Below are 12,365 nucleotides of genomic sequence, written 5' to 3'. Positions count from 1 at the left end.
CCCCCTACTCCCTACTCCCTCATAATCGGGCAGTACTCTTGAATGGTTTTTACGTCCAAAGTTGTATTTTGTAAAGAACGGATAGCGGCAACGGTAGCTTTTGCGCCGGCAATTGTGGTTATAATGGGGATTTTGTAAGCTAAGGCTGTGCGGCGGATTAACCTAGCATCAGTCTGGGCTTCTTCCCCGGAAGGTGTGTTGATAATAAGTTGGATTTTTTTGTTTTTGATTGCATCTAGGACGTGGGGACGGCCTTCATGAAGTTTAAGCACCAATTCAATATTTAACCCCTGTTCGAGAAGAACTTGGCGTGTACCAAGGGTAGCCATCACTGTAAAGCCCAAATCGATAAATTCCTTCACCACAGCACCTGCGGCAGCTTTATCGCGATCGCTCATTGATACAAATACAGTTCCAGTCAGTGGTAAACGCTCCCCAGCACCCAGTTCCGCTTTGGCAAAGGCTCGGCCAAAGTCGGTGTCAATTCCCATCACCTCACCAGTGGATCTCATTTCTGGGCCCAATATTGTATCAGTTCCTGGAAATTTATTAAAGGGTAATACTGCTTCTTTTACTGCAATATGTGTGGGAATAACTTCCTCGGTAAAATGTAGCTCCTCTAAGGTTTTACCCGACATAATTAAGGATGCTAATTTTGCCAACTGTACGCCCGTTGCTTTAGATACAAAGGGCACTGTGCGGGAAGCGCGGGGGTTTGCTTCCAAAATGTAAACTTGCGGAGAATAAGTACTTGCACCGACAACGGCAAATTGAATATTCATCAATCCCACGACTGACAGCGCTTGTGCTAGCTGTACCGTCCAAGTACGAATTTGATTGAGAACTGCTGGTGATAGGGAAATGGAGGGTAAGGAACAAGCAGAATCCCCTGAGTGAATCCCCGCTTGCTCAATGTGTTCCATAATGCCACCAATCACTACCCGTCCAGTACGATCGGCGATCGCATCGACATCGACTTCGATGGCATTTTCCAAAAACTTATCAATCAAAATCGGATGTTCTGGTTCTATGAGGACTGCAAAGCTCATGTAGCGTTCCAACTCAGTATCGGAATAGACGATTTCCATCGCCCGCCCCCCTAATACATAGCTAGGACGCACTACTACTGGATAACCAATGCGTTTGGCGACAATCAGCGCATCTTCGTAACTCCGCGCAATCCCATTCGGCGGTTGGGCAATATTCAACTGTTGGAGAATCTTTTCAAACCGTTCCCGGTTTTCCGCCATGTCGATGGAATCTGGCGATGTCCCCCAAATTTTAGTCAGCAGTCCTGAAGTGTCATTGTTAAGAAACTCTTGTAATGGGATAGCCAGCTTTAGCGGTGTTTGTCCGCCAAATTGGATTATTATCCCGACTGGATTTTCAGTTTCGATGATGTTAAGGACATCTTCTTTTGTTAAAGGCTCAAAGTAAAGGCGATCGCTGGTATCGTAGTCTGTCGAAACTGTCTCTGGGTTTGAGTTGACCATAATCGTCTCATACCCCGCGTCTTTTAAGGCATAAGCGGCATGACAACAACAATAATCAAACTCAATTCCCTGGCCAATACGGTTAGGGCCACCACCCAAAATCAACACTTTGGGCTTGGTTGCGGGCAAAACCTCTGTTTCTTCTTCGTAGGTAGAGTAATAGTAGGGGGTAAAGGCTTCAAACTCAGCAGCGCAGGTATCCACAGTTTTGTAAACTGGGATAATTTCTAGTGACTTGCGGTAAGCGCGAACTTCGTCTTCGGTGGTTTTGGTCGCATAAGCAATTTGGCGATCGCTATATCCATCCCGTTTCACTTCATAAAGTTGCTCTTTTGTCAATTGCTGCAAGGGTGTCCGCTTCAGGAATTTTTCGACATCTAGGAGTTGCTGAAATTTATCTAAGAACCAAGGATCGATACCAGTTAGTTCGTAGATTTCCTCAGCACTAATCCCTAGTTGTAAAGCATGGCGCACGGAGAAAATGCGATCGGGGTTAGGTGTCCGCAGTTGGGCGCGGATTTGTTCGCCACTGGGTAATTTTTCAGCTTGGTCGCAACCCCAACCAGCGCGTCCTGTTTCGAGCGATCGCAGTGCCTTTTGGAAGGATTCGTTGAAAGTCCGTCCAATTGCCATTGCTTCCCCGACAGACTTCATTTGAGTTGTCAGCACTGGGTCGGAACCAGGAAACTTTTCAAAGGCGAAGCGGGGAATTTTTGTCACCACATAGTCAATTGTCGGCTCAAAGGACGCGGGAGTTTTCTTGGTGATGTCATTTTGAATTTCATCCAGGGTGTAGCCCACAGCCAATTTTGCAGCAATTTTAGCGATGGGAAAACCTGTAGCTTTGGAAGATAAAGCCGAACTGCGGGAAACGCGGGGATTCATCTCAATTACGACGACATCGCCATTAACTGGATTAACAGCAAATTGAATATTAGAACCACCAGTTTCCACACCTATCTCGCGGATGATTTTAATTGCCATATCCCGCAGCCTTTGATACTCTTTATCAGTCAGGGTTTGCGCGGGAGCAACGGTAATAGAATCGCCGGTGTGAATGCCCATCGGGTCAAGGTTTTCGATGGAGCAGATAATCACCACGTTATCCGCCAAGTCACGCATCACTTCAAGTTCATATTCTTTCCAGCCGAGTAAAGACTGGTCAATGAGAATTTGCGAAACAGGACTAGCATCTATACCTACCTGTGCCATTTCTTCAAATTCTTCTTGGTTGTAAGCAATACCGCCGCCACTTCCTCCCATTGTGAAAGCAGGACGAATAATTAGGGGATAAGTACCAATTTGAAGAGCAACAGCTTTGGCTTCTTCCAAAGATTCGGCTGTGTCGCTGGGACACACAGCTACCCCAATCCTGGCCATTGCTTCACCAAAAAGTTTTCGATCTTCGGCTTTTTCGATCGCTGGGAGTTTAGCGCCGATTAACTCAACGCCATACTTTTCCAACACGCCATTTTTGGCTAAAGCAACGGCGAGGTTGAGGGCGGTTTGTCCTCCCATCGTTGGTAGTAAAGCATCGGGGCGTTCTTTCTCAATGACTTTTTCGACCAATTCTGGAGTTAACGGCTCAATGTAAGTGCGATCGGCCGTTTCCGGGTCAGTCATAATCGTTGCAGGATTGGAGTTGACCAAAACCACTTCATAGCCTTCTTCTCGCAGCGCTTTGCAGGCTTGAGTGCCAGAGTAGTCAAACTCACAGGCTTGTCCAATCACAATTGGGCCAGAGCCTAACAGTAGAATCTTCCGGAGGTCATCACGGCGGGGCATAGTCGTTGCCTTGGAGTATGAGAATACAAATCCTGATTATTTTAAGGGTCTTTACACCCTGTCGTGCTTTTTATTATTAAGTTTTCTAGGTTTGATGACAGAAAGGGGAGTGGGGACTGAGGACTGGGGATTAGGGACTGGGGACTGTGGGAGAGTCTTTAAGTAAGCATTTCCCCAATTCCCAATAAATATTTTGTATTTCCAATTTTATTTAATTGTGATGCTCAAATTTTTAAAGCTTTTGCGAATCTTTATTATTTAATTTGATGAAACTTTGCAACAAATTGTGATTTTTTGTGGGATATCTCTGTCTGCTTATTCAGGATAAATAAATTTCTTAGATAAAAATATTTATTAACTAGCTAATTGCTAAATGTTATCAACATTAAAAGTTATGAGAATATGTTTACTTAAATTAAAAATGGCAGAGAAATAAGGATACCATTCTCTGCCATTTTTTATAATATTTTAAGACTCCGTGCGGACAACTTTTGCTTTTAGTCTAGGTAGACAAATCTAGATTAGGAGAGTTTTAGCTTTGAGCAGCTTGGACAAACCCTAAAGTTAAGCTGTCTTTAGCGAGGAAGTGAGACAGATGATAAGCGCGTTCTTCAGTTTTCAACAAAATCTTTTCGTACAGATAGCGTGTACCTCGATCGCCTAAACTCTCTGCTTGAGCCGCTTGACGACGAATTACGCCAATGATTGCTTGTTCGGCAGCTAGGTCATTTTCCACCATTTGGCGAGAGGAATATACGCCTTCAGACTCTTGCTCAAAACAGGTTAATTCTGCTAATTTGCTAAAGGTAGCTACTGGCACACCACCTAGTCCATCCAAACGTTCTCCAATTTCATGAACGTGGTCTTGTACTTGGTTGTAGCTTTCGTTAAAAAACTCATGCAGAGAGTAAAATTCTGAGCCTTCAACTACAAAATGATGTTTTTGGTACTGCAAGTATAGTGCTTGGAAACTAGCTAATATAACGTTGAATCCTTCTGTGACTGGAGCAGTTACGCTGCGATCCAGCAACACTGGATTGTCATATACATGACCAAAATTCCGTAACAAAGTTTGCGTTTCTGACATTGTGTTCCTCTCTTTTTAACAGTTATAGATTTTAACTGCTTATTCCCAACATATTAACATTTTAATAATAATATCAAGCCAATCCGCCATCACAATATTTTGTATTGTTGCTTACTAAAATTCTCAAGTTTATTGTTTGCTGGATGGTGGCACCCTCATCAAGTTCTATCTACGTACCCAGAAACGTTGATATAAAAATTTAACTATGGATAGAGCCTGAAAGATAAGTGGGCAAGAAATAGGGCAACCGAGAGCAGAGGATCTTTTCCCACAGTCAATGCCCCATTCCCCATTCACATTTTATTTTTTTCCCAAAATTAATGAGAATTGTTTGCACTTAAGGTATGCTGGTTTTAAGAGGTTACACTCCTAAAACTTTCAATAATCAGAAAGTTAAATCGCGGTAGTTACTGCAAGTTTGTTGCACTTTGAGGGCAATTCTCTTGAAATCGTTTAGTTCAGACATAGAAAGCAACCACCTTGTAGAGGTAAATTGGGCAGATCGCTGGCAAGTCTATCAACGCCTAAAGGAGTTAGACATTCCCTGTAGTTGTACAGCTAACCAGCCATTGAAAGTTGAAATTGGCTCTCCGATGACAGTTGTTCAACTGTGGAGTGTGATCCGGCGATTAACAGCCTCCCGTCAAGACCAGATTTGGACTCTTGAGTGCTGTTGGAAAAATCGCTAACAAGAGTTCTAATTTTTAGCTGCTGAGAAAATCTTGCTTGATAGCTTGTACTTAGTTAAAAGGAGATCAGAAAAATGGGTGCGTCTCACAGTATGGAAGGATCGGAATTTTGTCTTGAGGGCAGATTTATAAATTTTGTTATTAAAGATGGCTATAAGCTTAAAGGCTTAATACTGGGGACTCATGAGGGTGAGTCTTACATTAAACTAGCTAAACATTTACGGGCTGCTTTTGACTTGCGCTTACCACCAGGGACTTGGCTGCAAGTTGTTGGTTATAAAAAACATGATTTGAAAGATGGCACTGTCACACTGAAAGCTGAACGGGTGATGGCGGCGCGTTCTGAGATGGGGAGAGTTGAAACGATCGCACCATTCCAAGAACCCCCATCTATTGATAATGTCAAGGTAAAGCCAGCTAAGGCTAAAGCCACGATTTTGGTGTGTCAAAAGTCTGATTGTATGAAACGCGGTGGTAAAGCAGTTTGTCAGGCGTTGGAGGCAGCTTTAAGCGATCGCGGTTTAGAAGACCAAGTTACAATCAAGGGCACTGGTTGTATGAAAAATTGTAAAGCTGGGCCAAACCTAGTTATGCCAGATAAAACACGCCATAGCCGAATTCAAGCTATACAAGTTCCGGCATTGATGGATAAGCATTTTGGTGACAAGAGTTTAGAAGCACAGCCAGAGAATTTAAGGGAAGCGGCGATATCTAATGGCAAACTTTGGGGGAATAATTCATAAAATCTTGACATTTTAATGAGAAAGTTTAATAATATCTTCTCAAGTGTGTTCCATTAATCCTCGGCTCCAAAGCCTGATAGAAGTTTTCAATAAAATCAAAAAACTGGCTTTAATTGAGGCCAGTTTTTTGAATGAATAGGATTTTTATGAAGCAATTTTTAACCCGGATGCTTCCATAGTTTAGAAAAATTCCAGAGAATGTGGTTGATTGGTGAGTACGTAGACGCAAAGAGACTTGTAGTTAGACATTGCTTACAGTTGAAGCGTCAATCATCAATCACTTAAAAACCAATGCCACATACCACTCAGTGGATATACATCGTTTTTTTTACCTTTTCCACGATAGTCATGATTTTTCTATTCCGTCATGACTGGAATCGCCTGGCTAAACTCTACAGCACCAAAGAAGCGCCGCCACAAAACTTCTCCCGAATGCAAAACGGTTCTGTGGGTTTGGTTCACTACAAAGCAACTTTAAATGTTGGTATAAGTCCTCAAGGGATTTATCTGAGTATTTTCCCCTTGTTGGGCTTGGGACTTACGCCGTTGTTGATTCCCTGGAGTGCCATTAGGAAAATTGAGCCTGCTAACCAACTTTTTATTCAGCGTTTTCGTTTGTATCTTAGTTCGCCAAAAGTCAAACTGATTTTAAGTAAAGATATTTTGGAATCAGGGAAAGAATTTTTAGCCACACAGGGGTTTGAGTGGATTTAGATAATTCCCTTTTTTACCTGGCAAATGCCATTTTAGATTGTGTACTCTTACGGGTGAAGCAAGCTATGTGTAGTGTCTCATTTAAATGCATATCTGTGCCAGAGGTTGAAATCTCAGGCTCATAATGCAAGTCCATTTGAATGGACTTGCATTATGAGAGAGGGAATTGATTAGCAGTTTGTTGTTGAGATTCTTGGGTTTTCTGGAGGGTAGGTTGAAAATTACATGACTTAGTTAGAGAAAACTGCAATAAGTGTAGGATGGATGTAGCTTCCTTATGGTCAGGCAAGACAGTTAAAAAGTCATTTAGGTCTTGGATAGCTTCACCAATAGATTCTGAGGAAGCACCGTTTGATAAGATATAGCGATAGAAGTGGTCTGCTTGTTGAGTGTATTGAGCAGCCAAATAGTAAAGGGCTAAATTAAAAGCATTACGCCAGTCTTTAACATTTTTTTTGCAATGCTCCGTACTAAGCTTGATGGCAGGCACTAGTACAGTTCGTGCTTTGTCTGGTTGGTTAACAGCTAAGTATACTAAAGCGCGATTATATATAGCATCTTCATAACGTTTTTCCTCATAAGCTTTTAACCCATTTGCTAATTGCTTACCCCAATACTTAACTTCAGCAGAATCGCCATCTTTACCAGCTTGAAGCATTGTTTTTGCATATTCTTGGGCAAAAATGGGTTGATTTTTGAGTAGAGCCAGAAATTCCTTAAGAGCTACAAGTAAATTTCTTTGCGGTGACTGACATAACTTATGGTACAACACGTTTAATGTGTAACTTTGCCAGCTAGGATCGCGCTGTTTGTTATCTTCCTCTAATTGCAAATCATTCCGTAGGTTGTCATAATATTTTGCCAACTTATTATGTATCTCAGCCCAACCTTGTGGCGATGAAAGGCGTTTGTGGCATAACATTTGGGTTTTGACGACATCATGATAAACCCAGCCGTTGCTATGTTCGTTGACAAAGGATGTTTCTTTGAGCCAAGTAAATAGCTCATCAGCTTCTTCTTCTGTTCTTAACTGGGCGATAATATCCCGGTTCAAGCACCGAGGAATGGCAGCATCAAGCACCACTTGTCGCCGTTTGGGATCGTCAATCCATCTTAAAAAGCTTTTTACAGCACTGCTGCTAGGCTCAATTAGTTGGTTGGGGTCATTGGGATGAGCATCTGCTAGCATTTCTATTAGCAGGGGTAAGTTTCCAGAAAGATTTAAAATCACTTCAATAATGTGCTTGTCTGTAATGCCTTTGCGAGTTAGATATTGTTGGGCTTCTTCTTCTGTAAAGGGTTCCAGATGCAAACGAATTATCGATCCTTCGTAGGATGCCCAGTCATTTTTATCTAATTCTTGCCGACTGGCAATAGTTATCAATATATTGATAGATACTTCACCGTGGCGACCCTCCAGAATCTCTCGCAGCCAGTTATCTAGAAATTCTCCGGTGCGTTCTGAGGTATCGAAAAACAGAAGAACAGGAATTTTATCAGCAATTTTAGAAATATCTTGCAAAAATAGCGGGGTCAGAACTTCTTCAGGTTGTTTAACTAAATGTACCTCATCTTTATTGGTTATTTTCTTAGCAACATAAGATGCCCATTCTCCAGCTTGGTTAGCCAAAGCATCCCCATCTACAAAATCAAATACAGCACCACCAACGGGAACTCGACGCGCTAGACGCACACCAGTTTTTACCATAGTTTTCCCGACAAAAGCGGAAAAACCTTGAGGAGCATCTGGATCTGTTTCTAACTCTTGGCACTTTTGGCAGTAAACTTTGTAGCGATCGCTAAATTGCGTTAGTCTGTAACCTTGCTGTTCTAACTCTTCAGCTATACGCCCCATGACTTCTGGTATAGTTTTTTCAGTTTCATCAATGTAAGCTGAAATCATTTTTGCTTCGTCAGCAATTTTCCGAAACTGCCGCAGCAAGGTAGTTTTACCAACTCCGCCTTGACCACAAACATTAAACAGAAAACAATGGCGATTGTCTTCTAGGGATAATGCTAAATTTTGGCTAAATCGGTTTATTTGGTCTTCACGTCCCACAAAATTTGATTGTTGACGTTGCTTAATAATATCTTGTAAACTTTTAGACTTGTTTTGCGTATTCATAACAAGATTCAATTTTGAGGCGCTAATTTCTCTAAAAAGAACTACTAAATAAACAAGGTGTATTTCGGAATTTATTAAATTTTTTTTAAGTAATTTTTATGCATTGACCTTCTGAGGCTCAAAAATGCTTTGGCGATTATAAATCGCGGCTACACTAGACTTTACCCACCTGCGCGGGTTTCAAAAATCTCTGGATACAAAACGCGAAAAGGGCATAACATTGTTATGCCCCTACAAATATTGACACCTGCGGAGTTTTTGCAATCTATTAGAGCATTGTCATGAGCAACCTTAGCGTCGAGCTTCCTGACTCTTTGTACAAAAGTTTGCAGGAACTCGCTAAACAAGATGGCATTTCTATCGATCAGTTTGTGGCGACAGCAGTTGCGGAAAAAATCGCTGCACTAACAACTGAAATTTATCTAGGGGAGTTAGCAAAGCGAGGCAGTCGAGAAAAATACGACGCAGTTTTAGCGAAAGTACCAGATATTGAACCGGAATCTTACGATCGCTTACCTACAGCCTAACAACAAAGCGATCGCTTACGATTTGTCATGAGAAGGACAAGGTAGTAGAAGCGATCGCTTTATATTTTGTAAGTCATTTATTGGAGTCTAAACCTAAACCCTCATTCAAGTCTGCTAAATTTTTGCCCTCAAGAATCGTCCCTTCAAGATTAGCCTCTACAAGATTTGCCCATTTAAGATTCGCCCCTTGAAGATTTGCCCCTTTAAGATCCGCCCCTTTAAGATTCGCCTCTTCAAGATTCGCTCTTTGAAGATACGCTCGTACAAGATACGCCTTTTCAAGATTCGCCCCTTGAAGATACGCCTCTTCCAGATACGTTGCTACAAGACACGCTCTTACAAGATTTGCCCTTTCAAGATTCGCTCCTTGAAGATTAGCCCCTATAAGATTAGTCCCTTGAATATTTGCCCATTCAAGATTTGCCCATTCAATATTCGCCCCTTCAAGATTCGCTTCTGCAAGATTTGCTTCTGCAAGATTTGCTTCTGCAAGATTCGCCTCTGCAAGATTTGCCTCTGTAAGATTTGCCCCTTCAAGATTCACCTTATAAAAGTCTTTGTAAACTAAAACGCAACCTTGTAAATCCAAAAAACTCAGGCAATTTAAGCAAAACACATCAGTATCAATATCGATTCTTTGCCCTTGCAAGCGGGAAATCCAAATACCGAAAGCTTCAGGAGTATGCCATTGAATCTTTGAAACTGTCTTTGTCACCCTAGCGCAAGTATTTAACACAGCCAACAACGCTTCTTCTGCGTTTCGTGCTTGTCTATTTTCTTCCTGAAAATCAGGTCTGGGAGTTAAGCGTTCCATCGGCATTCCATGACGCAACATAAAAGCAATCTGATGGCATAATGTCTGCTGCCAATTGCTAACATCCGATGCATTCTGTAAACACATTTCATCGGCAATAAACTTAAAAAGGTATTCATCCATAGGAGATGCACCGCAGAGAATTGCCCACCTTTTTAAAGCCTCGCGTTCATCCCATCCTTCATCTGGATCATCCTGGCGATCCTTCAGCTTTTTATGAATGAGTCTAACTTCTCGCACGATGCGTTTTGCTGTCAAATATTCACCAAAACTTTTGTGAGTAAATTCAAAAGTTTTTTCTTGTTCCTTAACTCCACTCTCACGAAAATAAAAGGCAGTCAAAAGACGAGTTACGCCTAATTTGGCACTTTCCTGAAACTTGTCTAAAAGACTCTTTAAACTACTGTGTTCGCAATGGGCTTCAATTTCTCTGACTGTTGTTGTTCTTCCATCTCCATGCCAGGAAGCTAAAGCAATTTCTTCGAGGATGCGAACAAAGTCTTTTTCCTCGATTCCACGAATAGCCGGATGTTGATAACCAGCCCAACCGCGCTGATAAACTGCTGTGAGCAAATTTGCATAAATTGCATTCAGGTTGCCGTCTGTAGGAAATTTATTTTGCTGGTCGAAACTCAATGCTACCAAGTAATTCAGCAAGGGTTGGGCAGTAATTTCTGTCAGGTTATCTTGGTTTAACTCTTCTGGTAAGCAATCATATCCTCGTCCGCTAGCATTGCCGTATTTCTGCCACCAAATCTGACGTTGATCTTGCTGCAACAAGTTTTGGTCATCAATGTAATTATTTCTCTCATATTCATTAACAAAATAAGGCAAGATATGCAAGATTTGCTGTGGTTGGCGAAAGTCGTTACTATTTGCTTGCACTACCAGTTCTCGTCCGCCGATTAATACTTGTAAGCAAGTTTCACGGACATTAAACCGCTCTACTTTTCTTTGCACTTCACGCACAAATTGTTGAGCAGTCTCAGTGGCAATTTTGCCCTGCATGGCAAGCTCATCTAAACCATCGAAGATAATCAGTAAGCGTGAATCAGCTTTATCTTTATCTAGGGGATTATGTCTGAGAAAGCCATCGTCTCGCACAAACTTACCAACTGCCTCAACTAAGTCATCGGAGGGTTCAAAATGGTGCAAAGGAATAAACAAAACCGGAGTTTTCCCTTTTTCTGCTTGGTTAGCTGCAAAGATTTTCGCAAAGGAAGATTTACCACTTCCTGGGCCACCACTAATTACTCTAATGGCATCATTGCGATCGCCTTTTTCTAACCAAGCTTCTAGTTCAATTTCTAAGTCAAGAACAATTCGCTGATATTTCTCATCTTCTCTCAGCCGACGTTCAAATTCTTCTGACTTTTCACCCCCAACTTTCTGCTTATAGTAGGCGTGTAGAGGAACATAAACCTGTTTTAAACCAAAAGCTTCTAAAAGCATCGGTTCTTCAACCTGTTTTTGTAGCCAAGCTAAATAACGCTGCCATGACTGTTCCCGTTCATTGGCTTGAGTAAAGGGGGTATCCAGTTCTGCTTTTAAACAAGCATATTTTTCGGGATGTTTTGCCCACTCTTCATGTAGGGCATACACAAAATAGGTAGGAAGACGATGACTAATTGTTAGTGCCTGGGCTTGATTGACGCTAAAGTATTTTAACCAATCGGCAAAAGCCGTTTTAATTGCTTCCAGAATTGGCAAATCTTTGGGACGGCTAAAAAAATCTTGGTCAATACGCAATTCTATACTTTCTAGGGAATCGTTGAGGCGATCGCACAATTCCTCAAGATCGCTATCGTTTGGTTTTTCAAACAGTAACTCTTGATTTCCTTTTATCAAACTCACTATTGCTTCTACCAAAGACCGGTAAATTAGTAACCAAGCAACTTCCTCTGGTGCTGATCCTAAACCTAGTGCTGTTACACCGTCTACAGCATCTTTGGCTACCTCTTCCCACTTACCCAAGACTCCATCTATTACACCTTTCCCTAGTGATTTAAATAGTTCTTTAAAGTCAGCCTTAATGGGTTTATTCCATAATGCAACAGGTTTGCTAACTGAAAATCCAGAGGTATTGCTCATAGCTGCTGTATGATGCTGGTAGATGTACTGAGTTAATATATTTCAACAAGGTTTTATTAAATTTTTCCTGAAAACCAGTAGTAAATTTAACAATTTATCTAGATAAACTTCTAATCTCAGGCTAAAAGGCGCAACTTTGAGGATAAAAGGTGCAACTTCGAGGATAAAAGGCTCAACGCTGAGGTTAAAAGGCTCAACTGTCAGGCTCAAAGGCTCAACGCTGAGGTTAAAAGGCTCAACTGTCAGGCTTAAAGGCTCAACGCTGAGGTTAAAAGGCTCAACTGTCAGGCTTAAAGG

At 41.6% G+C, this 12,365-nt stretch carries 9 protein-coding genes; 4 read left to right on the top strand and 5 right to left on the bottom strand.

All coding sequences use genetic code 11. The annotated features are described in order from the left end of the window. Positions 1 to 11: 11 nt before the first annotated feature. Both carB and CDG77_RS22475 read right to left on the bottom strand, forming a co-directional pair. Complete coding sequence (carB, locus tag CDG77_RS22480) at positions 12 to 3,278, bottom strand: carbamoyl-phosphate synthase large subunit (RefSeq protein ID WP_094331592.1); 3,267 nt, start codon at positions 3,276 to 3,278, stop codon at positions 12 to 14. A 532-nt stretch (positions 3,279 to 3,810) separates the two neighbouring features. Further along, complete coding sequence (locus CDG77_RS22475; RefSeq protein WP_094331591.1) at positions 3,811 to 4,365, bottom strand: Dps family protein; 555 nt, start codon at positions 4,363 to 4,365, stop codon at positions 3,811 to 3,813. 443 nt (positions 4,366 to 4,808) lie between these two features. Here CDG77_RS22475 and CDG77_RS22470 point away from each other — a divergent pair, with 443 nt between their 5' ends. The 3 genes from CDG77_RS22470 (at position 4,809) to CDG77_RS22460 (ending at position 6,511) form a co-directional block, all read left to right on the top strand. Continuing rightward, positions 4,809 to 5,054: an Asr1405/Asl0597 family protein gene (locus tag CDG77_RS22470; RefSeq protein ID WP_094331590.1), complete on the top strand. Its 246-nt coding sequence runs from the start codon at positions 4,809 to 4,811 to the stop codon at positions 5,052 to 5,054. 74 nt (positions 5,055 to 5,128) lie between these two features. Continuing rightward, complete coding sequence (locus tag CDG77_RS22465) at positions 5,129 to 5,797, top strand: (2Fe-2S) ferredoxin domain-containing protein (protein WP_094331589.1); 669 nt, start codon at positions 5,129 to 5,131, stop codon at positions 5,795 to 5,797. 291 nt (positions 5,798 to 6,088) lie between these two features. Beyond that, positions 6,089 to 6,511, top strand: a complete 423-nt coding sequence (locus CDG77_RS22460; RefSeq protein ID WP_094331588.1) for a hypothetical protein — start codon at positions 6,089 to 6,091, stop codon at positions 6,509 to 6,511. Between the two features lie 151 nt (positions 6,512 to 6,662). On the opposite strand, the gene CDG77_RS22455 is transcribed toward CDG77_RS22460, so the two are convergent. Beyond that, positions 6,663 to 8,636: an ATP-binding protein gene (locus CDG77_RS22455; RefSeq protein WP_094331587.1), complete on the bottom strand. Its 1,974-nt coding sequence runs from the start codon at positions 8,634 to 8,636 to the stop codon at positions 6,663 to 6,665. 281 nt (positions 8,637 to 8,917) lie between these two features. Here CDG77_RS22455 and CDG77_RS22450 point away from each other — a divergent pair, with 281 nt between their 5' ends. Then, positions 8,918 to 9,163, top strand: coding sequence for a ribbon-helix-helix protein, CopG family (locus CDG77_RS22450; RefSeq protein ID WP_094331586.1), 246 nt, complete (start codon positions 8,918 to 8,920; stop codon positions 9,161 to 9,163). 73 nt (positions 9,164 to 9,236) lie between these two features. On the opposite strand, the gene CDG77_RS22445 is transcribed toward CDG77_RS22450, so the two are convergent. Continuing rightward, a complete protein-coding gene (locus CDG77_RS22445; RefSeq protein ID WP_094331584.1) occupies positions 9,237 to 12,068 on the bottom strand; it encodes a pentapeptide repeat-containing protein in 2,832 nt (943 codons plus the stop codon). 42 nt (positions 12,069 to 12,110) lie between these two features. Next, positions 12,111 to 12,278 carry a hypothetical protein gene (locus CDG77_RS37800; protein ID WP_223269920.1) on the bottom strand — a complete coding sequence of 56 codons (168 nt, stop codon included), beginning with the start codon at positions 12,276 to 12,278 and terminating at the stop codon, positions 12,111 to 12,113. Positions 12,279 to 12,365 lie beyond the last annotated feature (87 nt).

The sequence above is a fragment of the Nostoc sp. 'Peltigera membranacea cyanobiont' 213 genome (assembly GCF_002245975.1).
In the GTDB taxonomy this organism is placed as follows: Bacteria; Cyanobacteriota; Cyanobacteriia; order Cyanobacteriales; family Nostocaceae; genus Nostoc.
The sequence above is the reverse complement of the archived record's forward strand: the minus strand, read 5'-3'. Positions and strand labels throughout refer to the sequence as shown.